Here is a 24,697-nt window from a genome sequence, read left to right on the forward strand (position 1 = left end):
TCGTCAGCCCGGCTATTGGCCGGACGACTCGCCGGCCCGGTACAGCGACTGGATGCTGGAAAAATCCAGACCGCCGTTGCCCTGGGCGCTGTGCAGCGCGAACAGGTTGCGCGCCTGGGAACCCATCGGCACGCTGGCGCGGGACTCAAGCGCCAGCTCCCAGGCAAGCCCCAGGTCCTTGGCCATCAGGTCGGTCAAGAAGCCACCCTGATAGTCACGTGAGGCGGCGGAACCCTCCATCACCCCGGGCCAGGGGTTGTAGACGTTCAATGCCCAGTTGCCGCCGCTGCTCTGCTTCATGATCTCCGACAGCACAGCCGGATCCATGCCGTTCTTGACCCCGAGAGACAGCGCCTCGGCGGTACCGCTCATCAGGATGCCAAGCAGCATGTTGTTGCAGATCTTGGCCACCTGGCCGCTGCCACTGGGGCCTGCGTGGAACAGGTTCTTGCCCATGGCCTCGAGTACCGGACGGGCCTGCTCGTAGGCGTCGGCGTCGCCACCGACGATGAAGGTCAGGGTGCCGGCCTTGGCGCCCCCGATGCCGCCAGACACCGGCGCATCGAGATAGGCCAGGCCGCGATTGGCGGCCTCGCCCGCCACCAGCCGGGCATCGTCCGGCGAAATGGTGGAGGCATCGAGCAGCAAGGGCCGCGACGAGAGCTGGTCAAGCAGTCCCTCGGCACCGTCACGGCCGAGGTACAGCGCCTTGACGTGCGCCCCCGCCGGCAGCATCGAGACCACCACCTCGGCGCCTTCGGCGGCCTCCAGGGCGGAACTCGCCCGACTCGCGCCCTGCTCTTCAAGCGTCGCCATGGCCGATTCGACCAGGTCGAAGACCCGCACCTGGTGGCCCGCGCCGACCAGATTGGCGGCCATCGGCGCGCCCATGTTGCCAAGGCCGATAAAGGCGATTTGCATAAGATGTCTCCTGGCTATCTAACGAATTGTGATTGTTGTGCTGTCGCGTTTCGCGGCGATCAAAGGTCGTCCAGTGGCCCGGGACCGTTGCCCCAGGGGGCACCGAACATCGCCGCCAGATCAGCGCTGCCTACGCTTGCGACGTCTCGATGCCGCCACTGCGGTGACTTGTCCTTGTCGATCAACAGCGCGCGCACACCCTCGGCGAAGTCGCCCAGCACGTTGCACTGGATCGACACCACCAGCTCGTCGCGGAAGGCGTCGGCCAGCGAGGAGTGGCGATGTCGCTCGAGCATCCGCCAGGCCAGGTGCGCGGTCAGTGGACAGCCCTTCTCGAGTCGTGCGCGATTGGCCGAAAGCCAGTCATCGTCGCGATCATCGCCCAGGATGGCAGCCACGGCGTCCTCCACGCGGCCCTTGAGGGTCAGCGAGGTGATGTGATCCAGATGCGGCCAGACCTGCGCCCCGGGGGCCTTCTCCGGCGCCTCGAATTCACCGAGTACGTCGCACACCAGCGCCTCGGCGTCATCCACGTGGCCGGGGGCGAAGTGGCAGTCGCAGAGTCGCGCGAGCAGCTCGTCGCGCCGCTCGCGCGGCACGAAACGATCCGCCATGCCCAGGTCGAGGGCGTCCCTGGCGTTGATGCTGGCACCGGTCAGGCCCAGGTAGAGCCCGACCCCCGGCGGCATCTTGTTGAGAAACCAGCTGGCCCCGATATCCGGATACAGACCGATGGTGATCTCCGGCATGGCAATCCGAGTGGTCTCGGTCACCAGGCGATGCCGACCACCGGCGGTCAGGCCGAGCCCACCGCCCATGACGATGCCGTCTGCCCACACCAGCAGTGGCTTGGGATAGGTATGCAGCCGATAGTCGAGGCGATACTCGGCGGAAAAGTAGTGGCTGGCATAGCTGCCGACACCGCGCCCGGACTCCTGCTCGCGCTTGAGCTCTCGCACCAGCGCCACCACATCGCCACCGGCGCAGAAGGCCTTGTCCCCCTCACCGTCAAGCCATACCGCGTGAACATCGGGGTCCTGGGCCCACTCCTCGAGTTTTTCGTCGAGCAGCTCGATCATCTCGAGCGACAAGGCGTTCAAGGCCTTGGGCGCGTTCAGGGTGGCGATACCGATGCAACCGCCGCCGGCCGCCGGGCGGCGTTCGAATCTGACCAGGTCGTGACTCATTGTTTGGCTCCTTGCACTCTTTTCCATGCGCTGTCTGTTCAACCCAACGTCACTGCAGCGATTCGACCACGCCGTCGGCGAGCAGGCGACGACCGACGATCAGGCGCATGATCTCGTTGGTCCCCTCGAGAATCTGGTGCACCCGGGTATCGCGGACCAGGCGCTCCAGCGGGTACTCACGAATGTAACCGTAGCCCCCGTGGAGTTGCAGTGCCTCGTTGCAGACCTTGAAGCCGATGTCCGTGGCAAAGCGCTTGGCCATGGCGCAGTGGGCGGTCGCCTCGGGATCGCCCTGGTCCAGTCGCCAGGCGGCCTGGCGCACCATCAGACGGGCCGCCATCAATTCCGTGGCCATGTCGGCGAGACGGAACTGCAGCGCCTGAAAGGACGACAGCTCGCGACCGAATTGCTTGCGCTCGCCGAGGTAGTCGCGCGCCAGGGTCAGCGCATGCTGGGCCGCCCCCAGCGAACAGCTGGCGATATTGAGACGGCCACCGTCCAGCCCCTTCATGGCAAACCGGAACCCCTCGCCCTCTTCACCCAGACGATGGTCGGCGGTCACCCGCACACCATCGAAGCTGACCAGCCGAGTCGGCTGGCTCTTCCAGCCCATCTTGTCCTCGTTCTTGCCATAGCTGACGCCCTCGGCGTCCGCCGGTACTACAAAGGCCGAGACGCCACGGGCGCCGCTGTCCGGCTCACCGGTGCGCGCCATCACCACCAGCACCTCGGTGGAACCGGCACCGGAGATAAACATCTTGGCCCCATCGATGACATAATCATCACCGTCTCGCACGGCCTTGGTACGCAGATTGGCGGCATCCGAACCGGCACCGGGTTCGGTCAGGCAATAGGAACCGAGCCACTCACCACTGACCATGGCTTCGACGTAGCGATCACGGACGCCGTCGGTGGCCCAGTTGGCAATCATCCAGGTGACCATGTTGTGGATGGTCAGGTAGGCGGTGGTGGCGATACAGCCCTGTGACAGCTGCTCGAAGATCAGCGACGCATCCAGGCGCGAGAGCCCCAGACCGCCGTGTTCTTCCGGGGTATAGATCCCCAGAAAGCCCGCTTCGCCGGCACGCCGGATGACGTCCAGCGGAAAGTGCGACGTGGCGTCCCACTCGGCGGCGTGATCCTTGAGTTCGACTCGGGCAAAGTCGGCGGCGGCGTCGACCAGGGCCTTCTGATCGTCGGTAAGGGAAAAGTCCATGGTGGCATCCTCATGTTCAAGACGTCGATGGCGAGCCAGACAGCGAGTCGGACAGCGAGTCGGACAGCGAACCGTTCGGCTGGCCATTCAGCCGGCCGGGCGGCTTCCCCGCCATGCAATGGGACCCAACCTAGCACTTGCTCGGTTTTCGACCTATCAACCCATAGTCGTACACGGCGCTGCGGCCCTGAATACCGGGGCGCCTTGCCCGGGCGAGGGTCAATTTCGCTACATCCACTTTACGTTAACGTAAACTTTGACTAGTGTCTTTTCCAAGGACCCCGCCGCGTCGGGTCCTCCCAACAGGACAGAGCATCATGAGCAAAACCGCCAGCGCCAACCGCGCCTCAGGCTCCTCCAGCGAAGCTCGCCAGCCCACCGCGATCTCCCGCACCTACAGTATCGGAGAGCTGGCCAAGATGTTCGAGGTGACGCCTCGGACTATCCGCTTCTATGAGCAGGAGGGGCTGTTGGCGCCCCGACGCCAGGGTCAGAAGCGCATCTATCGCGAGAAGGATCGGGTGCGCCTGAAACTGACGCTCAGAGGCAAGCGGCTCGGATTCTCGCTGGCCGAGATACGCGAGGTGGTGATGATGTACGACGCCATGCCGGACGGAAACGCCCGCCAGCTCAAGCGTCTACTCGAGATCATCGCCGAGAAGCGTGCCGAGCTAGACCGCCAGCTCGAGGATATCCGCCTGATGCGCCTCGAGATGGACGATGTCGACCGGCGAGCCCGGGACGCCCTGGGACAGCTCGGCGAGAAGGGCTAGCTCCCGTCCTCCACGACTGGCTCTGGTCCCTCGCCTGCTGCGACACCCTGACTGCCAATGCTCTGCCCCGAACAATGACAACACCCTGCCCCACGGCAATCACCAGACGACAAGACGAGAGCCACGATGACACGCCAGTCTGCTTCCTCTCCCGATCTCGCTCCCTCGACCGCGCCCTCACCCTCGAGCGTGAGCTACGTCAGCGGCATCAGTGACCTGCCCCTGAAGGGCCAGACCATCGGTGACTGCTTCGACGAAACGGTATCCCGCTTCCCCGACCAGGACGCCTTGATCAGCCGCCACCAGGGGCTACGCTATCGCTGGCGCGAGCTCCAGGACGAGGTGAACCAGGCGGCCCGCGCGCTGCTGGCCATGGGCGTCAAGAAAGGCGACCGGGTGGGCATCTGGTCACCCAACTGCGCTGAATGGACGATCACCCAGTTCGCCACCGCCAAGATCGGCGCCATCCTGGTCAACATCAATCCGAGTTACCGCACCCATGAGCTCGACTACGCGCTCAAGCAGTCGGGCACCTCGACGCTGATACTTCAGGGCAGCTTCAAGACCTCGGACTACGTGGCCACCCTGGCCGAGCTTGCCCCGGAGCTCAACGACGTCCAGGGGGCTGGCCCGCTCAAACTGGCCGGACTGCCCGAGCTCAAGCGTGTCATCTGCCTCGACTCGACCAGGACCCTGCCAGGCATGCTGGCCTGGGAGCGCATCTTCGAGCGCAGCGACGAAGTCAGCGCCGAGGAATTGGCCGAGGTGCAGTCAGGTCTGCAGTTCGACGAACCGATCAACATCCAGTACACCTCCGGCACCACCGGTGCGCCCAAGGGCGCCACCCTGTCCCACCACAACATCCTCAACAACGGCATGTTCGTGGCCAGAGCGATGAACCTGACCGATCAGGACCGCATGGTGATTCCGGTACCGCTTTACCATTGCTTCGGCATGGTGATGGGCAACCTGGGCTGCGTGACCCACGGCGCCACCATGATCTACCCCGCCGACGGCTTCGACCCCGAGACCACCCTGGCGGCGGTGGCGGAAGAAAAGGCCACCACGCTGTACGGTGTCCCCACCATGTTCATCGCAGAGCTCGAGCATCCGGACTTCGAACGCTACGACCTGTCGTCGCTACGTACCGGGATCATGGCAGGCTCCATCTGCCCGATCGAGGTGATGCGACGGGTCATCGACCAGATGAACATGCAGGACGTGACCATCTGCTACGGCATGACCGAAACCAGCCCGGTCAGCTTCCAGACCACCACCGATGCCCCGCTGGACAAGCGCGTCACCACGGTGGGCACCATCCACCCGCATCTGGAGGTCAAGCTGGTGCATCCGGAAAGCGGCGCGGTGGTCCCGAAGGGCGAGACCGGCGAGCTGTGCACCCGTGGCTACAGCGTGATGCTCGGCTACTGGAACAACGAGGAAGCCACCGCCAAGGCCATCGACAACGCCGGCTGGATGCATACCGGCGATCTGGCAACCATGGACGATGAAGGCTATGTGGCCATCGTCGGGCGTATCAAGGACATGATCATTCGCGGTGGCGAGAACATCTACCCCCGCGAGATCGAGGACTTCCTCTACACCCATCCCGCCATCTCCGACGTTCAGGTCATCGGTGTACCCGACCAGAAGTACGGTGAGGAGGTCATGGCCTGGGTCAAGCTCAGCGAAGGCGAACAGCTCGACGAGGAAGGACTCAAGGCCTTCTGCAAGGGCAAGATCGCGCACTACAAGGTGCCGCGCTACGTCAAGTTCGTCGACGAGTTCCCGATGACCGTCACCGGCAAGGTGCAGAAGTTCAAGATGCGCGAGGAAGCCACCCACGAACTTGGACTGGCCTGAGTCCTGAATAGCAGGACCTGAAGGCCAAGGTCCTGAAAGCCAAGGTCCTGAAAGCCAAGCTCCTGGCTTACCAGGCACCCCAAAACAGAAGCGCCCCGGAGGGTATCCCCGGGGCGCTTCTTGTATTGCTGACGCCGGACACTGGCGGTCGGTCTTGCCCTTGCCTTTTCACATCCCCTTCGGCGCGAAGATGCCGGAGGCGTTACGCCAATAGCCTTTGCAGACCTTATATCAGCATACCGAAACCAAAGACGTAGCGGTCGGTCTTGCCCTTACCCTACATCCCCTTCGGCGCGAAGATACCAGGGGCGTTGCGCCAGTAACCTTTACCGACCTTATATCAGCATTCCGAAACCAAAGACGTAGCGGTCGGTCTTGCCCTTACCCTACATCCCCTTGGGGGCAAAGATCCCCGGGGCGTTGCGCCAATAGCCCTTTATGTCCATCCCGAAACCAAAGACATAGCGGTCGGCGACCTCCAGGCTGCAGTAATCGGCCTTGAGGCCAGGCACTGCCTTGCGGTCGTGATTCTTGTCCACCAGTACCGCGGTGGAGATGCTCTTGGCGCCGGCCTCGCGGCAATAGTCGAGGATGGCCGCCAGGGTGGCACCTTCGTCGAGGATATCGTCGACGATCACCACATGACGTCCGGCCATGGGAATCTCCGGCGAGACACGCCAGAACAGCTCGCCCCCTCGGGTCTTGCCGCGATAGCGAGTGGCGTGCAGGTAGTCCACCTCCAGCGGAAAGCCCAGACGCGGCAGCAGGTGACCGGTCGTGATCAAGCCACCGTTCATTACGCAGTAGAACACCGGCAGTTCATCGCCGAGATCCCGGGTAATCTCCTCGGCCATGCGATCGAGCGCACGCTCGACTTCATCATGGCTGATCAGGCAATCCGCGGTGTCCATCACCTCACGCATATCGTCACGTGAAGCGCTATGGGCAGGGTCCAGTTTCGGCATAACAGTCAACTCGTTTCAAACATCAATCGGAAGTCATCGCCTCGAGGCGAGCGTGTACCCGGCGCCAGCGAGACAGGGCCGGCAAGGCGTCCAGGTCAGGACGAGCGCGGCCATAGCGCAAGCGTGAAGCCCGGCGAACGGTCCGCTCGGCACAGGCATCGAGCACCGCCTTGGCAGCGGCTCGGTCATTGCACACCAGCACCATGTCACAGCCGGCGTCGAGGGCCGCCTGGGCGCGCTCCACCGGCCCACCGGCGACCTGAGCGCCGGCCATGGTCAGGTCATCGGAAAAGATCAGGCCCTTGAAACCCAGGCTCTCACGCAGCATGCCAAGCCAGGGGCGCGAGAATCCTGCAGGCCTTGGGTCAAAGGCGGGATACACCACATGAGCCGGCATCATGCCATCGAGCTTGGGTGCCAGAGACTGAAACGGCACCAGGTCGTGCTGTCGGAGTTCGTCGAGGCTACGTTCGTCACGCGCGACTTCATGGTGGGTATCGGCCTTCACCCCGCCATGCCCCGGAAAGTGCTTGCCGATCGCCGCCATCCCTGCGTCGTGCAGTCCCTCGACGAAGGCACCCGCCAGCAGCGCCACGGTCTCGGGGTCACCGGCAAAGCTGCGATCACCGATCACCGATGACAGCCCGACGTCGACATCCAGCACCGGCGCGAAGCTCAGATCGAGACCACAGGCGGCCATTTCCATACCCAGTAGCCAGCCGGCGTCCTGGCACAGCCGTACGGCCGTCTCGGGTGAGTCCAGGTACTCCTGCCCCAGGCGGGACATCGGCGGCAGCCGGGTGACTCCGTCTTTCAGGCGCTGGACACGCCCTCCTTCCTGGTCGATGCCCAGCAGAAGATCAGGACGCACCTCTCGAATCGACCGGCACAGTTCGCGCACCTGGTGCGCATCTCGAGTGTTGCGTCCAAACAGGATGACACCACCGGTGGCGGGATGCTCGAGGAGCGATCGCTCCTCTGCCGATAGCTCATGGCCATCGAGATCCAGCATCACGGGTCCGAACGTCTGGGTCATGTCGCTTACCTGATCGGAAAAAGGGAACAATTTTAGACTAATGGCTGAGCAGGTGACACCCCAAGGGAGACGCAGGAAGCCCGGCAAGGGACGTCCGGGCCCCTGACATCACCCGCTGCCTTGCCGTATCACCAGACAATCGCCTCTTGCCAACGGTAGAATAGCCTCCTTTGACCGCCCCCGAACCACGGAGCTCCTTTTGCTTTTTTCGGATGTCACTTTCGCTTCTCTTGCTCTTGTTGCTCTGCTGGGGTTATGCCTCGGCAGCTTTCTCAATGTCGTCATCACTCGCCTTCCGGTCATGTTGATGCAACAGTGGCGCACCGAGGCCCGCGCGGCTCTCGAATTGTCAGACGACATCGAGGAGCCACTGTCACTGGCTCGCCCCCGCTCTCGCTGTCCGCGCTGTCTCACCCCCATCGCCTGGCACGACAACCTGCCGTTGCTGGGATGGCTCAAGCGTCGCGGACGCTGCGCCAACTGCCAGGGACGCATCAGCATCCAGTATCCGCTGGTGGAACTGGCCAGCGCCCTGCTCGCGGTCTGCTTCTGCATCCTCCACGGGCCCACCTGGCCTGCCCTGTGGCTTTACGGCGCCAGCCTGACGCTGCTGGCCCTGGCGGTGATCGATCTGCGCACCCAACTGCTTCCCGACGCCCTTACCCTGCCCCTTTTATGGTGTGGCCTGCTTTACCAGCTACTGTTCAGCCCCACCAGTCTGGATGATGCGGTGATCGGGGCCACGGCCGGCTACGCCGTGCTGTGGGCCATCGGCAAGGCCTTTCACGCCCTCACCGGACGCGACGGCATGGGGCTTGGCGACGTCAAGCTGATTGCCGCACTTGGCGCCTGGCTCGGCTGGCAACTGTTGCCACTGGTGATATTGATCGCCGCCTTGCTAGGTGCAATTTCGGGTCTGCTGATACAGTGGAGGTCCCGACACCTGAAGGGCCAGCCCTTGCCGTTCGGTCCTTCGCTGGTATTGGCCGGCGGTCTTGGCCTGCTCGCCGGCAATGAACTGCTCACCGGATATCAGGCGCTGTCGGGACTGACATGAAGACACGCTGCGCTCGGTGACACGGGGTGAATGGCGTCTCGAAATGCAGGGTTGCACCTCGTAAACTGCGTTCTCTCAGCGCTGCAACCTTTGATCGTCGCTTGCCGACGTTGCACTCAAGGCCCAGGCTACTGCACCACACAAGCACTACGCTGAACACACGAAGGGAGTACGGGTGGCATGATAATTGGACTGACTGGTGGCATCGCTTCAGGCAAATCGACGGTGGCCCGTCTGTTTGGCGATCACGGCGCTCGCTGGGTCGATGCCGACGATATCGCGCGAGAGGTGGTCGCCCCGGGCGAGCCGGCCCTCAAGGCCATCGTCGACCGATATGGAGATGCCATACTGACCAGGGAAGGTCGCCTCGACCGTGCTGCCTTGCGCGCCCTCGTCTTCGCCGACGAAAAGGAACGCCGCTGGCTTGAAGCGACCACCCATCCACGCGTGCGCGAACGGCTGGTCACTAGACTGTCGCTGCTGCGGCAGCAAGACGCCCCCTATGTGCTGCTGGTTTCCCCGTTGCTGTTTGAATCCGGGCAGGTGGACATGGTCCAGCGCACCCTGGTGGTGGACGTACCAGAAGCGCTGCAGATCGAACGCACTACCCAGCGCGATGATGTCGACCTGGCCCAGGCCAAGGCTATCGTGGCCGCGCAGATGGGTCGTGACGAGCGGTTGTCACTGGCCGACGATGTCATCACCAATGACGGTGATCTAGCGGCGCTCTCCGAGGCCGTCAAGGCACTGGATGCCACCTATCGCAGGCTCGCCGCCAAGGCCTGAGCCTGTCACTTCCGCTATCGACGTTTACGTCTTGCATCAGGAGCCCCACATGTCACACAGCACTCGTCAGGGCACCTTGAAGGTTGCCTGCCCACAATGTCGCAAGGAAGTACTCTGGACGCCCGAGAACAGCTATCGCCCCTTCTGCAGCAAGCGCTGTCGTCTGATTGACCTGGGGGCCTGGGCCGATGGCAGCCATCGCATTGCCGGCGAACCCGCCATGGACGAAACCAGCATCGATGAATGGGTCGCCAGAGCCGAACGCGACCTGCACAACCAGGACTGAACGATGGACCGGCCAGGCAATGCCAGCGCCCCGTCACGGCCCGCCTACCAGCTATTGGCAGAGCTCGACGCAGGGTTCGATCGGATCATCGCGTGCGCCAGAGCGGTCGTCGACCGCTGGCAGGCATCACGCCTTCCTGCCTGGTCCTTCGATCGCGAGACAGCCGATGCGGACTGGCTGCGCCAGGCGTTACTGGATCTGTGGTATGTCGACGGCCAGGACGGCCGTGTCACCCGCAGCTATATCGGACTGGTGGCCGCGGACCCGGTCACCTGCGAGGCGGCTCTGGCGCTGAACCAGGCCAAGGCGGAGTTTTCTGAACGGCTGAGTGTCATTCGCCAGCAATCGCCCCAACTGATACCCGAGATCAAGGCCAGGCTGCCGATACGCCACCCGGAACTCAATGATCACCTGGGGGGCGCTGGCCTCGCCCGCCTCCATCTGAAACAGACCTGGCGCGCCCTGCCCATTGCCGAGGCGCCGGTGGAGCGGGTTCGTCTGGCCTGGTACGCCAGCGGACGCTCCATCACCCGCTTGAGCGTGGCCGAAGTCGAGCGCAAGTTGATGGCCTTCGACACCGAGTCACCGCACATTCGCATTCAACTCGAGCGCCTCGCCGGCATTCCTTCCAGCGAGCCCCTGGCCCAGGTGCAACGACAGGCACCGCTGATGCGAGCCAACCTCTTTTACCGGGACCCTCTGCCGGACGGTCGCCTCAGGCGTGCCATGAATGCGGCGCTACCCCTGCTTGTGCCCCAGGCGCAGCTCCCCCATCACAACCTTCCGCCGGCACAACCGCCAGCCGAACGCCAACGCGCCCGGAGAAGCGACGAACGCCTCGAGGACACCCCCTTCCTGCCAAGCTTGAGAGTCTTTCGCTACCGCTGAAGGGCCCGGCGCGGCGCACGCCAAAGCGTCCGCTCAACAAGGCTTGCCCCTGACCTGCCAAAGCACCTGCACCCCACCTTAGACGCCTGCGTTCCGGCAACCGCCGAAAGCAGCGCGCGCCTGTCGGCAAGCGCTGACATCAGCAATTGCTGACATCATTTTGCAGTATTTGCGCAAAGACGCCACGGCCTTTACCCACAGAGCCGTCGGAAAATCCCTGTCAAAATCGCACAGGTTGAAGTTCGGCAAGACCCATCTCGATGCCCCCTGACAAAGGCAGAGGTCATGCGGTCAGGCGATGCGCCCCATCGATTGCAGCGTGGCAACCAATTCCCGCACCGATTCAGGGGTCTGGGCATATTCCTGGATCAAGCCCAGCAGCCGCCGCTCGAAGTCCTCTTCCTTTCGACGCTGCTCTTCTTCTTCCAGGCTGTCGATGGAGCGGACCGGAGGGCCGGTGGGGATCTCGGCGGCCTTGTTCGGGTTGTCCAGGCTGCGCAGCGCTTCCGCGAAGGCGTCATCCAATTCACGAAAGCGGCGAAGCTTCTCGCGTTCGTCCATAGGCTTTTGGGAACTCTGAGATTTCATTTGTTACCAGTCGTTAACGTCGATGGAGGTGCGACAGATTCAGTATCCTGCGGCACCACCTTATCAAGAAAGGCTCGGAAATAACGCCTTTTTTACTTTCACAACAGCATGTTAGATATGCAATCCATCACTGACGTTTTGTGCACAAACGATCAAAACGGCACATTGCACTTGCCAGACAGGCGCGCTAGACTGCATAACTACGTAACAGGATGTATCCTAACGCTACAAACCTACACCATCATACCTCGGGACAGGCGGATGTTCCGACTACAACGACCAGCGATACGGACGCTCGGATTCGCTCTCCGAGGACCCAGGGAGGGTCGGGTCCGCGCCGATGGTTCAGGGAGGCAAGACCATGTTCAACGAGATGATGCGCGCCGAAATCTGGCTCCAGGAAACCCTGGACAGTCAGCTGAGTATCGAAGATCTTGCCACGCGTATGGGGTACTCCTCATCCCAGGTGCGTCGGCGCTTCCGCCAGTCGTTCGGCATTTCGCCAAGTGCCTACCGCGACATGCTGCGACTCGAGAAGGCCGCCAGGCTGCTGATCCATACGCCCCACGGCGTGCATGACATCGCCAAACGCTGCGGCTATCGCAATCACTCGGCGTTCACCCGCGCCTTCCAGCGCCGCTACCGTGTCGCTCCCCGGGAGTACCGCCAGAACCAGCGCCTGGAACTCTATCGCCAGCGCCACAATCTGCCCCACTTCTCGGTGAAGATGGCCGACCTGCCGCTGCGGCGTGCCGCAGTCACCCGCCTCTATCAGCCGCCCGAAATCATCGAGAACCTGGACAACTGGCAGCGTAACGCCGAAGGCGCCTACGATCTTCCGGCACGCCTCACCAACGCGGCACCGATCGCCATTCTTCACGATCACCCGCTGGCCAGCGAGGCGCCCCGTATCGACCTGGGTGTCCACGTCGACGAAGAACACGCACACCGCCTGGCGCTGCCACTGCCGTTCCGCCTGGTCATGCTGCCGGCCCAGCGACACGCCTGCATCACCCTCGAGGACAGCTCACACCTGACCAGCGCCATGCTGTTCATGGCCTGTCGCGGCCTGTCTGAACACGGCGTCTACCTGAGCGGCGAAGCGCCTCAGCTGGTCAAAGGCAAGTATGGGCTGGAACTGCGACTGCCGCTACTCGAAGAGGACTGATCGCTTAGCCTCTCCGAGCCCGCAAGCCTCCCTTCTGGTGGCCACTTCGGTGGCCACCTTTTGCGTTCCATCATACCAGAATTCAAGCAGAGTACCGGCAACGACAAGGCCACAGCCCCGCCTCGCCTGGATCACACTGTTCCTGCATCACACTGTTGCAGTGGGAGGCCACGCTTCGCCCCCTCCCCGGAAACCAGAAACATCGCTATCAGAAACATCGCAAGGGGCAGTCGAAGCTACGGGCTTCGGGCTTCGCCTCCAACGAGACGCAACCGATCAAGGAATACCGTGCAAAAAGAAACCGTCCCGAACAATACGACGACGTCACTGTCATGTCGATGGTTCAAGACGGTTTCTGGCACCGCAAGCCTGAAGATCGAAACAGTGTCGGACCGATGCAACGTCCAAGGCACTGCCTCATCTGCGGCTCAAACAATCATCAGTCTTCTACACGTACCAGCCAGGACTCGACGGTGTCATTACCGTGCTCTTCCTTCCAGGCCTTCAACGTCTTCTGATTGCCACCACGAGTTTCGACGACTTCGCCGGTATTCGGGTTCTTGTAGATCTTGAGCTTGCGCTTGCGACGACCGCCAGCGGCCGGGGCAGCGGCCTTTGCCGGGGAAGCAGCGGCCTTCGGATCCAGGATGGCGATGACGTCAGATGCGCTCTTGTCGAACTCTTTCATCAGCTCTTCGAGCTTTCCCTTGAACTCGAGTTCGGACTTGAGACGGTCATCGTTCTGGAGCTGACCAAGTCTTTCCTGCAGTTGCTGGAGCTGCTGCTCCATCTGCATATAGTCATTCAAAAGTGAAGACATTAAGGTACGCCTATAGTAGTTGCTTTCGGATGCAGGGGCATTATCACTCCTGCATGAGTATATGACAACCAGCCAAACGACGTTATTCAAACGTTATTGGCCAAAAGCAAAGTCAAAATCCTGTCTAACAAACGGTAGATGCTTACAACAAGGGCATCAACCCGAAAACACGTCCCCTCAAGCATATGTGGTAAAAACTCGCCCCACTCACCAATAATATTGAGGCAGCGCCGCCACGAGGGGCATTTCAGCCCTCTACAATTTCTTACATATAAAAAAAGAGCGCTCCCCGAAGGAAGCGCTCTTGACCATTACCAGTCCCGAACAGTGTCGGGGTCCGGCTTAGTCCTGACCCATCTGCTGCTTGATCAGGTCGCCGATGGTGGTCGGGCCACCGGTCTCGACTTCCTGGTCGCGCAGCTTGCTCATGTTGCGACGGGTGTCGTCCTGGTCCTTGGCCTTGACGGACAGGGCGATCTGACGGTTCTTGCGATCGACACCGACGATACGGGCCTCGACGCTGTCGCCTTCGTTCAGCACGTTGCGCGCGTCTTCGACACGGTCAGCGCTGATCTCGGACGCCTTGAGCACGGCAACGACGTCAGTCGCCAGCTCGACGTGAGCTTCCTTGGCGTCAACCTCGACGACACGGCCGGTAACGATGGTGCCCTTGTCGTTGACGGACAGGAACTCGGCGACCGGGTCGGTATCGAGCTGCTTGATACCCAGGGAGATGCGCTCACGCTCCGGATCGATGGACAGGATGACGGCTTCGGCCTCATCGCCCTTCTTGAAGGAACGCACGGCTTCTTCGCCAGTCTCGGTCCAGGAGATGTCGGACAGGTGAACCAGGCCGTCGATGCCGCCGTCCAGACCGATGAAGATACCGAAGTCGGTGATGGACTTGATGGTACCAGCAACGCGGTCGCCCTTGTTGAACTGGGCGTTGAAGGTTTCCCACGGGTTGGCGGTGCACTGCTTGATACCCAGGGAGATACGACGACGCTCTTCGTCGATATCCAGCACCATGACGTCAACATCGTCACCGACCTGAACCACCTTAGACGGATGGATGTTCTTGTTGGTCCAGTCCATTTCGGAGACGTGAACCAGACCCTCGACACCCTCTTCCAGCTCGGCGAAGCAGCCGTAGTCGGTGAGGTTGGTGACACGGGCGTGCACCTTGGTGCCTTCCGGGTAACGATCCTTGATGTTGACCCACGGATCTTCGCCCAGCTGCTTCAGACCCAGGGAGACGCGATTGCGCTCGCGGTCGAACTTCAGCACCTTGACGGTGATCTCGTCGCCGACGGCCACGATCTCGCTCGGATGCTTGATGCGCTTCCAGGCCATGTCGGTGATGTGGAGCAGGCCGTCAACGCCGCCCAGATCAACGAAGGCACCGTAGTCGGTCAGGTTCTTGACGATACCGATGATCTGCTGGCCTTCCTGCAGGGTGGCGAGCAGCGCTTCACGCTCGGCGCTGTTCTCGGCTTCGAGAACGGCACGACGGGAAACGACAACGTTGTTGCGCTTCGGATCGAGCTTGATGACCTTGAAGTCGAGCTCTTTGTTCTCCAGGTGCGTGGTATCGCGCACCGGACGAACGTCGACCAGAGAGCCGGGCAGGAAGGCACGGATGGAGTCGACGTCGACAGTGAAGCCGCCCTTGACCTTGCCGTTGATCACGCCCTTGACGATCTCTTCCTTCTCGAAGGCAGCTTCCAGCACCTTCCACGCTTCGGCACGCTTGGCCTTCTCGCGGGACAGGCGGGTTTCGCCGAAGCCGTCTTCCACAGCTTCGAGGGCCACGTGGACCTCGTCACCGACGGCAATGGTCAGTTCGCCGCTGTCGTCGCGGAATTGCGCGGCAGGGATCTGACCTTCGGACTTCAGGCCGGCATTGACGGTGACCCAGTCACCTTCGATGTCGACGACAGTAGCCGCGACGATCGCGCCCGGCTCCATGTTGATGTCCTGGAGAGACTGTTCAAACAGTTCAGCAAAGCTTTCGCTCATGATGTTCCTACGTGATCAACGTTGAGTGCGGCAGGGCCGCTTCTCCGCACCACCAGCAAGTGCGGGCCATATTCAAAAACCCCCGGGGATGTTGGCACTGGTTGGACCTGACCGAGTTTTCCGTTTCCTGTACTCGGGCACGTCGTGACATCTGGCCGGGGACGCCGCAAGGGAGTTCAGGTGCCGGACAGGAGCCCCTTTCGGGACAACAGTTCGGACAGCCGATCAACCACTTCCGGTATGCTCAGGCGGGTCGTGTCGAGCTCGATGGCATCATCGGCCGGCACCAACGGCGCCACGCTACGCTGCGTATCGCGGTCGTCGCGCGCCTGAATCTCCTTCAAAAGACTCGATAGACTAGCATCCACCCCGGCCTCCCGCAACTGCAGGTGACGCCGGCGCGCCCTTTCCTCGGCGCTGGCGGTCAGAAATATCTTCAGGGGCGCATCGACGAACACCACGGTGCCCATGTCACGGCCATCGGCGACCAGGCCGGGCGCCTGGCGGAAGTCCCGCTGGCGCTCGAGCAGCGCCTGGCGCACCTCCGGCAACGCCGCCACCAGAGAGGCACTGTTGCCCACCTGCTCGGTGCGAATCTCGCGAGTCACGTCACGCCCTTCGAGCTCGACCACCGCCTCGCCATTCTCGGCGCGAAACACGACATCGAGGGCCGAGGCCAGTGCCGCCAGCGCCGGCTCATCGTCCAGCGCGATGCCCTTGCCGATAGCCGACAGCGCGGTCAGTCGGTAGAGGCTGCCGCTATCCAGCAGATGCCAGCCCAGTCGCTCGGCAATCAGCCGGCTGATGGTGCCCTTGCCGGCGCCGCCGGGGCCATCGATGGTCAGCACCGGGGCCGAATGCTCGTCATGATCGCTCATGCCTGCTCCTCGCGTACCTCTTCGAGTTCAAGGCCGACACCTCGTGCCAGCTCCACAAAGCCGGGGAAGGACGTAGCCACGTTGGCGCAGTCGTTGACCTCGATCGGGCTTGATGCGCGCAGGGCCGCGATGGTGAAGGCCATGGCGATGCGATGATCCTCATGACTGTCCACGCGCCCGCCGCCATAGTTAGCGCCATCGCCGCCCTTGCCGACGATGTCGATGCCATCGTCATAAAGGGTGTTGTCGATACCCAGCACACTCATGCCGTCGGCCATGGACTGCAGGCGATCGGACTCCTTGACCCGGAGCTCCTCGGCGCCGCGCAGTCGCGTGGTGCCTTCGGCGTTGGCCGCGGCAATGAACAGCGCCGGGAACTCGTCGATGGCCAGCGGCACCTGGTCCTCGGGAATGTCGATGCCCTTTAGCGGCCGATAGCGGATATGCAGGTCGGCGACCGGCTCGCCCCCCACCTCTCGCTCGTTCTCGAGGCGCAGATCCGCCCCCATGGCGGTCAGGATATTGATCACCCCGATCCGGGTCGGATTGATGCCGACGTGCTCCAGCACCAGATCCGACCCCGGGGTGATGGCCGCCGCCACCAGGAAGAAGGTCGCCGAGGAGATATCCGACGGCACATCGATCGGACCAGCGGCCAGCTTGCCGCCGCCCTGCAGCCAGCAGGTATCGCCCTCGCGCTCGACGGCGTAGCCAAAGCCATTGAGCATGCGCTCGGTGTGATCGCGGGTCGGTGCGGGTTCACGCACTCGGGTCTCGCCCTCGGCAAACATCCCCGCCAGCAGCAGACAGGACTTCACCTGGGCGCTGGCCATGGGCATATCGTAGTGGATGCCCTTCAGCGCCTGGCCGCCCTTGATCCTGAGCGGAGGACGCCCGCCTTCGGCGGTGTCGATCACCGCACCCATCTGGCGCAGCGGATCTGCCACCCGCCCCATGGGACGACGTGTCAGCGAGGTATCACCGGTCAACTCAGTGTCGAAGGCCTGCCCCGCCAACAGCCCGGCAAACAGCCGCATGGCGGTGCCAGCATTGCCGACGTAGAGCGGACCTGCCGGCTTCTTCAGGCCGTGCATGCCGACCCCGTGGATGGTCACGCGGCCCTGGTGCGGACCCTCGATGGCGACCCCCATCTCGCGGAAGGCCTGGAGCGTGGCGAGGCTGTCCTCGCCCTCGAGGAATCCGGACACCTCGGTAACGCCCTCGGACAGCGCGCCCAGCATGATCGAGCGATGGGAAATCGACTTGTCGCCGGGAACCCGAATGCGACCGGTGACGCTTCCGCCCGGGGCCACCCGGTAGCGCAGCATGGCTGATTCTTGCATCTGATATTCCGCCTGATAACTGGTCTGATTCAACAGAGTATCGAAATAGTGGCGCGCATGACTGGCGCGGTCGAAGGTGGCCAGCAGACCGTCGCCATCACCACGGTTCACCGCGTCCCTGAGTCGGGCCAGACCTGACTCGAAGTCGTCCAGGGCTTCGAGCACGGCGCCCCGGTTGGCCTGAAAGATATCTCGCCACATCACCGGATCACTACCGGCGATGCGGGTGAAGTCGCGAAAGCCGCCGGCGGCGTAGCGGAAGATCTCGAGGCGCTCATCCTGGCGCGCCAGGGTATCAACCAGCGAGAAAGCCAGCAGATGCGGCAGATGGCTGGTGCGCGCCAGCACCTGATCGTGGCGAGCCACGTCCATCTCCAGCACCTCGGCACCGGTCAACTGCCACAGGGCCCGCACAAGCTCAAGCGCACCGGGGTCGGTGGCGCAGGTCGGCGTCAGGATCACCTTGTGGGCCTGGTACAGCTCCGGATTGGCCGCCGCCACGCCGCTCTTTTCCGAGCCGGCGATGGGATGCCCCAGCACAAAGCGCGCGGGAAGCTCACCGAAGGCCTCGATGGCAGCCGCCTCGATCGCTGCCTTGGTGCTGCCGACGTCGGTGATCACCAGATCGCCGGCAGCGCGGCTACGCAACGTACCTAGCTCGCCCATGACCTGGCCCATGGCCAGCACCGGTACAGCCAGCACCACCAGGGTAGCACCCTCGATAACCTCGGAGAGTTGTGTCGAACCTGCGTCGATCAACCCCATGCGACGTCCACACTCAAGCTCCTTCGGGTCTGGGTCACAGGCCAGGATGAGACTGTCATCCCCCTGCCCCACCCCCGCCTTGCGCAAGGCAGCGGCCAGCGACCCTCCGATCAAGCCAAGTCCAACGATGACGATGCGTGAAGCCCGAGGCAAGGATGCGGGTACTGCGCCACGCGTTGCCACTTCCCGCATTGCGACGTCCTGCATTCCTTCTTGCTGCATTCCTTCTTCCTGCATTACTACAGGACCCCCTGGGGGTAGGAGCCGAGCACCTTGACCTCGGAGACACGCAGGCGCACCTCCTCGAGCAGCGCCGACACCCGAGGTTCCTCGACGTGGCCACAGAAGTCGATGAAGAACACATAGTTCCAGGCACCGGTGCGCGAGGGTCGCGTCTCCAGACGCGTCAGATCGATCTGGTGGCGGTGGAACGGCTCGAGCAGGTCGTGCAAGGCACCCGGCTGGTTGCGGGTCGCCACCACCAGCGACGTCTTGTCGACTCCGGACATGGGCACGTCCTGGTTGCCGATGATCAGGAAGCGCGTGGAGTTGTCCGGACGATCCTCGATCTTCTCGGCCACGTGGCTAAGGCCGTAGAGCTTGGCCGCCATGTCGCCGGCGATGGCCGCACTGTGCCACTCGCTCTTGACCAGCCTGGCCGCCTCGGCGTTGGACGACACCGGTACCCGCTCGGCGTGGGGGAAGTGGGCATCTAGCCATTTGCGACACTGAGCGAAGGACTGGGGATGCGAGTAGATACGCGACACCTTGTCCTTGAGGGTAGTGTCGGCCACCAGCAGGTGATGATGGATGCGCAGCACCACCTCTCCGCTGATGCGCAGCCCCGAATCGATGAAGGAATCCAGGGTATGGTTGATCACGCCTTCGGTGGAGTTTTCCACCGGCACCACGCCGTAGTTCACCGCGCCGGCCTCGACCTCACGGAAGACCTCGTCGATGGCCGCCATGGGCAGGCTGATGGCGCTGTCGCCGAAGTGCTTGAGCGCGGCCTGCTGGGTAAAGGTGCCCTCGGGGCCGAGATAGGCCACCTTGATCGGCTGTTCCAGCGCCAGGCAGGCCGACATGATCTCGCGAAACAGCCGTGCCATTTCTTCGCTGTCCAGCGGCCCCTGGTTGAGCTCCATTACCCGGCGCAGCACCTGGGCCTCGCGCTCGGGGCGATAGAACACCGCCTGGGGGTCGCTTGCGGTCTTGGTCTCCGCCACCTGGCGAGCACACTCGGCACGCTCGCTGATCAGGCGCAGGATCTCGGTGTCGATATGGTCGATGCGCTGACGCAGCGACGAGAGGTTCGGCTCTTGCGAATCACTCATGGGTTGTCTCCTTGTAACGCCCCGTGACCGGGCGTTGACGCATGGCTGGCGAAACCTGGCCCCGCCACCTCTTTACTGGGTGCGCCAGCTCTCGCACGAACCTCAGCCGCGCCGCTTCTCGAAATCGCCCATGAACGCCACCAGGGCGTCCACCGCGGCCTCAGGCACCGCGTTATAGAGGCTTGCGCGCATACCGCCGACGCTGCGATGGCCCTTGAGATTCAAAAGCCCCGCCGCTTCCGCCTCTTCCAGGAAGGCGTTGTCCAGGGCGCTGTCGGCCAGCACGAAGGGCACGTTCATCTTCGAGCGATTACGCACCGCGATGGGGTTGGAATAGAAGTCGCTGCGGTCGATGGCCTCGTAGAGCTTGGCCGCCTTGCGGTCATTGATCTCGGCCATCGCCTCGAGACCACCGACGTCGCGCTTGAGCCAGTCGAACACCAGGCCTGCCAGGTACCAGCTGTAGGTAGCCGGCGTGTTGATCATCGATCCTGCCTCGGCCAACTGACGATAGCCGAACAATGACGGCATCTCGCTCACCGCCTGGTCGAGCAGATCATCGCGCACGATCACCAGTACCAGACCGGCCGGCCCGATGTTCTTCTGGGCGCCAGCGTAGATCACACCAAAGCGCGAGACGTCCAGCGGCTCAGACAGGATGGTCGAGGAAAGATCCGCCACCAGCGGCACCTCTACCCCGTCGCCGCGCCGCGCCACGGGCACAAAGTCCAGTGCCAGACCACCGATGGTCTCGTTGGGGGTCACGTGGAGGTAGGCGGCGTCGTCGGACAGCGCGATATCAGCCTGCTGCGGTGCTTCGACATGGCCATTCTCGGCGCTGGAGGCGGCAATGTGGGCGCTGCCGAATAGATGCCGCGCCTCCTTGATCGCCTTGTTGCCCCAGATACCGGTTTCGATGAAGTTGGCCCGGCCGCCGTGGCCAAGCAGGTTCATGGGCACCGCGGCAAACTGCTGGGTGGCACCACCCTGGGTGAACAGCACCCGATAGTTGTCGGGCACTGCGAGCAGTTCACGCAGGTCGGCCTCGGCGCGCTCGGCGATGGCCACGTACTCGCTGGAGCGGTGGCTCATCTCCATCACCGAGAGCCCACGGCCCTGATAGTCCAGCATCTCGCGCTGGGCACGTTCGAGTACTGCGGTAGGCAGCGCGGCGGGCCCCGCGCAGAAATTGTAGTGGCGTGTCATGGTGTCCTGGCGATTGATCGTCAAGGGCAGGCGTCCGGCGACGCCCGCCAGTCACTATATAGGTGGGCCACGGCGTCCATCGCGGACACCGTGGCACCCCGGATCAGTCGTTATTGTCGGTGTTGCTGTCGTCGGCCGCGCTGTCGTCGCCCGGTTCGGCGCTGCCACCCTCGGCGGCGTCCTCACTACCTTCTTCGCCCTCGGCATCGAGCTCGTCGTCGCCTTCAAGCTCCTGGATACGCACGGTCTTGACCAGCGCCTCGGCCTCGCCGAGGCGGATCAGGGTGACGCCCTGGGTGTTGCGCGAACTGATCGAGACTTCCTCGACCCGGGTGCGCACCAGGGTGCCGCGATCGGTGATCAGCATCATCTCGTCGCTGGAACAGACCTGCATCGCCGCCACCATGGCGCCATTGCGGGCGCTGGTCTGCATCGCGATCACGCCCTGGCCGCCACGACCGCGCAGCGGGAACTCCTCGAGACGGGTACGCTTGCCGTAGCCGTTTTCGCTGCCGGTGAGGATATAGATCTGGCCGTCGTCACCGCTGGCGTCGACATCACCGGCCTCGCCACGCTCACCGCCCTCGGCGTCGGCATCGATCTCGAGGCTCTGCGGGATGATCAGGCTGATCACCTCGGCGCCATCGAGCAGCCGCATGCCGCGCACACCGCGCGCGGTACGGCCCATGGCACGGACCTGGGACTCCTCGAAGCGGATCGCCTTGCCGTTGGACGACAGCAGCATGGCGTGGTCGCTGCCGGAAGTAATGGCGGCGCCCACCAGGCGATCGCCCTCCTCCAGGTCGATGGCGATCAGGCCAACGCTGCGCGGACGCGAGAACTGCTCAAGGCTGGTGCGCTTGACCGTGCCCCGGGCGGTGGCAAAGAAGATGTAGCAGTCCGGATCATAGTCCTTGACCGGCATGATGGCGTTGATCGACTCGCCTTCTTCCAGCGGCAGCAGGTTGACCAGCGGTTTGCCGCGGGACCCGCGACTGGCCGCAGGCATCTCGTAGACCTTGAGCCAGTAGACCTTGCCGCGATTGGAGAACAGCAGCACGGTGTCGTGGGTCGAGGCCACCAGCAGGTGCTCGATGACGTCCTCGTCCTTCATCGCGGTGGCCGACTTACCACGACCACCACGACGCTGGGCCTGATAGTCCGACAACGGCTGGGTCTTGGCGTAACCGGAACGGGACACCGTGACCACCATGTCTTCCTCGGCGATCAGGTCCTCGATGGACAGGTCCAGGTGGCTTGCCTGAATGTCGGTACGACGCTCGTCGGCGAACTGATCGCGCACCGCGATCAGCTCTTCGCGAATCACCTCGAGCAAGCGATCGGCGGAGGCCAGGATGGCCATCAGCTCGGCGATCTTCTCGAGGATCGACAGATACTCGTCGAGCAGCTTCTCGGTCTCGAGGCCGGTCAAGCGGTGCAGGCGCAGCTCGAGGATGGCCTGGGCCTGGGCCGGCGACAGACGGTACTCGCCTCCGGCCTGGTCCAGACCAAAGCCTTCTTCCAGGTCTTCGGGCTTGCACGAGGTGGCGCCGGCGCGCTCCAGCATGCCGGTGACCTGACCGGGCTGCCAGGACTTGGCCAACAGCTTTTCCTTGGCTTCGGCAGCATTCGGCGAGGCCTTGATCAGTTCGATCACCTCGTCAATGTTGGAGATCGCCACCGCCAGGCCTTCGAGAATGTGGCCGCGCTCACGCGCCTTCTTCAGTTCGAACAGGGTGCGCCGGGTGACCACCTCACGACGGTGGCGAATGAAGGCCTCGAGCACCTGCTTGAGGTTCATGGTCTTCGGCTCGCCGTCTTCCAGCGCCACCATGTTGATGCCGAAGACATTCTGCAGCTGGGTCTGGGCGAACAGGTTGTTCACCACCACCTCGCCGCTCTCGCCGCGCTTGACCTCGATCACCACCCGCAGACCGTCCTTGTCGGACTCGTCGCGCAGCTCGGCGATACCCTCGATCTTCTTGTCCTTGACCAGCTCGGCGATCTTCTCGATCAGCCGCGCCTTGTTCACCTGGTAAGGCAGCTCGGTGACGATGATGTGGTCACGGCCGGACTTGTCGTCGTGTTCGATGGTGTGCTTGGCGCGAATGTAGATGCGCCCGCGGCCGGTACGATAGGCCTCGAGAATGCCCGCGCGGCCGTTGATGATACCGCCGGTGGGGAAGTCGGGCCCCGGCACATGCTCCATCAGATCATCGACGCTCAGGGTGTAGTCGTCGACCAGCGCCAGGCAGGCGTTGATGATCTCGTTCATGTTGTGGGGCGGGATATTGGTCGCCATGCCCACGGCGATGCCCGAGGAGCCGTTGACCAGCAGGTTCGGCACCTTGGTCGGCAGCACGTCGGGGATACGCTCGGTACCGTCGTAGTTGTCGACCCAGTCGACAGTATCCTTCTCGAGATCGGCCAGCAGCTCGTGGGCCAGGCGCGCCATGCGCACCTCGGTGTAACGCATGGCGGCGGCGTTGTCGCCGTCGATGGAGCCGAAGTTGCCCTGGCCATCGACCAGCACGTGGCGCATCGAGAAGTCCTGGGCCATACGCACGATGGTGTCGTACACCGCACTGTCGCCGTGGGGGTGGTACTTACCGATCACGTCACCCACCACACGGGCGGACTTCTTGTATGGCTTGTTCCAGTCGTTACCCAGCTCGTGCATCGCAAACAGCACACGCCGATGAACCGGCTTCAGGCCATCGCGCACGTCCGGCAGCGCTCGGCCGATGATCACGCTCATCGCGTAATCGAGGTACGACTGCTTCAGCTCGTCCTCGATATTGACTGGCAGAATCTCTCTGGCGATGTCACCCATGGGTCGTCAAGTCCTTTGCACAGCAACAGGTAGGCGCGTCACGCAGCCGTGACAAGGCGCACAAATACAGCGACCTAGCATACCACCCTTGGGGCCTTCCGCGCAGCGTCTGTCGTTGTGTGCGGCGCCTTGACCGCTACGTCATGACACCACCAGCGGCGCCAGGGCATCACGCAGCTCACCCTCGATCGCCACCGCACTGTTGCTGGCCACGTCCAGCAGCACGAAGGTCAGCTCGGCGCGAGCCACCAGAGCTCCATCGCGGCGGCGCAGGATCTCGTGGCGCATCTTGGCGCTGCGCCCGCCCAGGGCCGACAGACGGGTGGAAATGTCCAGCTCGTCACCGGCCACCGCCGCCTGGCGATAGTCGATATTGAGATTGACCGCGACGAAAGCGACATCTCCCTTTCCCAGGCGAGACATCAGCGCCGGATGCTTGTCGAAATAGTCCCAGCGCCCTTCCTCCATGAACTCCAGGTAACGGGCGTGATTGACGTGGCCATAACCGTCCAGGTGGTAGCCACGAACCTTCAGCGAAGTGGTGCTGATAGCGCCTTCCATATCATTGCTCCTCATTTAAACTACTGTTTGATTCTGACCTCGAGCAGGCAAAGTGGCAACACTGTCACCAAAGAGGGACGGGCACGGGCGACGCAGCCTGATAGGCTTGCCGCAACCCTGTTCAATCGACCATTGCGATGGCTGGCAACTGGCACCCGAAGGGACCATTCGCCATAATGTGCCTCCTTTTTGACCCGAGAATTG

Annotated in this window: 21 protein-coding genes; 7 read left to right on the forward strand and 14 right to left on the reverse strand. The window is 63.1% G+C overall.

Going from position 1 to position 24,697, the window contains the following annotated elements:
- Positions 1-12: 12 nt before the first annotated feature.
- The 3 genes from mmsB to KUV74_RS20380 are packed head-to-tail and all read right to left on the reverse strand — an operon-like array spanning position 13 to position 3,324.
- The gene (gene mmsB / locus KUV74_RS20370; RefSeq protein WP_222517235.1) at positions 13-921 is read right to left on the reverse strand and encodes a 3-hydroxyisobutyrate dehydrogenase; all 909 of its coding nucleotides are present in this window, start codon (positions 919-921) and stop codon (positions 13-15) included.
- A gap of 59 nt (positions 922-980) precedes the next feature.
- Positions 981-2,108, reverse strand: a complete 1,128-nt coding sequence (locus KUV74_RS20375; protein WP_222517236.1) for an enoyl-CoA hydratase/isomerase family protein — start codon at positions 2,106-2,108, stop codon at positions 981-983.
- 49 nt (positions 2,109-2,157) lie between these two features.
- Positions 2,158-3,324, reverse strand: a complete 1,167-nt coding sequence (locus tag KUV74_RS20380; protein WP_222517237.1) for an acyl-CoA dehydrogenase family protein — start codon at positions 3,322-3,324, stop codon at positions 2,158-2,160.
- Between the two features lie 317 nt (positions 3,325-3,641).
- On the opposite strand from KUV74_RS20380, the gene KUV74_RS20385 reads away from it, so the two are divergent.
- Together KUV74_RS20385 and KUV74_RS20390 are read left to right on the forward strand one after the other, a co-directional pair.
- On the forward strand, positions 3,642-4,097 hold the full coding sequence (locus tag KUV74_RS20385; protein WP_083970354.1) for a MerR family transcriptional regulator: 456 nt from the start codon (positions 3,642-3,644) through the stop codon (positions 4,095-4,097).
- Positions 4,098-4,223: 126 nt separating this feature from the next.
- Entirely contained in the window at positions 4,224-5,960 is a 1,737-nt protein-coding gene (locus KUV74_RS20390) for an AMP-binding protein (protein ID WP_222517238.1), read from the forward strand.
- Between the two features lie 386 nt (positions 5,961-6,346).
- On the opposite strand, the gene KUV74_RS20395 is transcribed toward KUV74_RS20390, so the two are convergent.
- Together KUV74_RS20395 and nagZ are read right to left on the reverse strand one after the other, a co-directional pair.
- Positions 6,347-6,925, reverse strand: a complete 579-nt coding sequence (locus KUV74_RS20395; RefSeq protein WP_045992365.1) for a hypoxanthine-guanine phosphoribosyltransferase — start codon at positions 6,923-6,925, stop codon at positions 6,347-6,349.
- Positions 6,926-6,947: 22 nt separating this feature from the next.
- A complete protein-coding gene (gene nagZ / locus KUV74_RS20400; protein WP_222517239.1) occupies positions 6,948-7,961 on the reverse strand; it encodes a beta-N-acetylhexosaminidase in 1,014 nt (337 codons plus the stop codon).
- Between the two features lie 199 nt (positions 7,962-8,160).
- Between nagZ and KUV74_RS20405 the strand changes: the two genes are divergently transcribed.
- From KUV74_RS20405 to KUV74_RS20420, 4 genes are all read left to right on the forward strand, one after another.
- Positions 8,161-9,018, forward strand: coding sequence for a prepilin peptidase (locus KUV74_RS20405; RefSeq protein WP_261395622.1), 858 nt, complete (start codon positions 8,161-8,163; stop codon positions 9,016-9,018).
- Between the two features lie 180 nt (positions 9,019-9,198).
- Positions 9,199-9,804: a dephospho-CoA kinase gene (coaE, locus tag KUV74_RS20410; protein ID WP_222517240.1), complete on the forward strand. Its 606-nt coding sequence runs from the start codon at positions 9,199-9,201 to the stop codon at positions 9,802-9,804.
- Positions 9,805-9,853: 49 nt separating this feature from the next.
- A complete protein-coding gene (yacG, locus tag KUV74_RS20415; RefSeq protein ID WP_045992369.1) occupies positions 9,854-10,090 on the forward strand; it encodes a DNA gyrase inhibitor YacG in 237 nt (78 codons plus the stop codon).
- Positions 10,091-10,093: 3 nt separating this feature from the next.
- Positions 10,094-10,978, forward strand: coding sequence for a DNA replication terminus site-binding protein (locus tag KUV74_RS20420; RefSeq protein WP_222517241.1), 885 nt, complete (start codon positions 10,094-10,096; stop codon positions 10,976-10,978).
- 291 nt (positions 10,979-11,269) lie between these two features.
- Here KUV74_RS20420 and KUV74_RS20425 read toward each other — a convergent pair whose 3' ends face one another.
- Positions 11,270-11,566 (reverse strand): hypothetical protein, encoded by a 297-nt coding sequence (locus KUV74_RS20425; RefSeq protein ID WP_045992371.1) that lies wholly within the window; start codon positions 11,564-11,566, stop codon positions 11,270-11,272.
- A 361-nt stretch (positions 11,567-11,927) separates the two neighbouring features.
- On the opposite strand from KUV74_RS20425, the gene KUV74_RS20430 reads away from it, so the two are divergent.
- Positions 11,928-12,734, forward strand: a complete 807-nt coding sequence (locus tag KUV74_RS20430; RefSeq protein WP_045992373.1) for a helix-turn-helix transcriptional regulator — start codon at positions 11,928-11,930, stop codon at positions 12,732-12,734.
- A gap of 439 nt (positions 12,735-13,173) precedes the next feature.
- Here the strand turns inward: KUV74_RS20430 and KUV74_RS20435 are convergent, their stop codons facing one another.
- The 8 genes from KUV74_RS20435 to KUV74_RS20470 form a co-directional block, all read right to left on the reverse strand.
- A complete protein-coding gene (locus KUV74_RS20435) occupies positions 13,174-13,554 on the reverse strand; it encodes a histone-like nucleoid-structuring protein, MvaT/MvaU family (protein WP_108133796.1) in 381 nt (126 codons plus the stop codon).
- A 342-nt stretch (positions 13,555-13,896) separates the two neighbouring features.
- Entirely contained in the window at positions 13,897-15,573 is a 1,677-nt protein-coding gene (rpsA, locus tag KUV74_RS20440; protein WP_045994817.1) for a 30S ribosomal protein S1, read from the reverse strand.
- Between the two features lie 176 nt (positions 15,574-15,749).
- Complete coding sequence (gene cmk, locus KUV74_RS20445; protein ID WP_222517242.1) at positions 15,750-16,451, reverse strand: (d)CMP kinase; 702 nt, start codon at positions 16,449-16,451, stop codon at positions 15,750-15,752.
- Positions 16,448-18,751, reverse strand: coding sequence for a bifunctional prephenate dehydrogenase/3-phosphoshikimate 1-carboxyvinyltransferase (locus tag KUV74_RS20450; protein ID WP_222517251.1), 2,304 nt, complete (start codon positions 18,749-18,751; stop codon positions 16,448-16,450). The genes cmk and KUV74_RS20450 overlap by 4 nt, the downstream gene beginning before the upstream one ends.
- A gap of 47 nt (positions 18,752-18,798) precedes the next feature.
- The gene (gene pheA / locus KUV74_RS20455; RefSeq protein ID WP_045994814.1) at positions 18,799-19,893 is read right to left on the reverse strand and encodes a prephenate dehydratase; all 1,095 of its coding nucleotides are present in this window, start codon (positions 19,891-19,893) and stop codon (positions 18,799-18,801) included.
- Between the two features lie 102 nt (positions 19,894-19,995).
- On the reverse strand, positions 19,996-21,099 hold the full coding sequence (serC, locus tag KUV74_RS20460) for a 3-phosphoserine/phosphohydroxythreonine transaminase (protein WP_222517243.1): 1,104 nt from the start codon (positions 21,097-21,099) through the stop codon (positions 19,996-19,998).
- A gap of 103 nt (positions 21,100-21,202) precedes the next feature.
- The gene (gene gyrA, locus KUV74_RS20465; RefSeq protein WP_222517244.1) at positions 21,203-23,932 is read right to left on the reverse strand and encodes a DNA gyrase subunit A; all 2,730 of its coding nucleotides are present in this window, start codon (positions 23,930-23,932) and stop codon (positions 21,203-21,205) included.
- Between the two features lie 141 nt (positions 23,933-24,073).
- On the reverse strand, positions 24,074-24,493 hold the full coding sequence (locus tag KUV74_RS20470) for an acyl-CoA thioesterase (protein WP_222517245.1): 420 nt from the start codon (positions 24,491-24,493) through the stop codon (positions 24,074-24,076).
- Positions 24,494-24,697: the final 204 nt, after the last annotated feature.

This window comes from Halomonas sp. DP1Y21-3 (assembly GCF_019801245.1).
Lineage (GTDB): Bacteria > Pseudomonadota > Gammaproteobacteria > Pseudomonadales > Halomonadaceae > Halomonas > Halomonas litopenaei.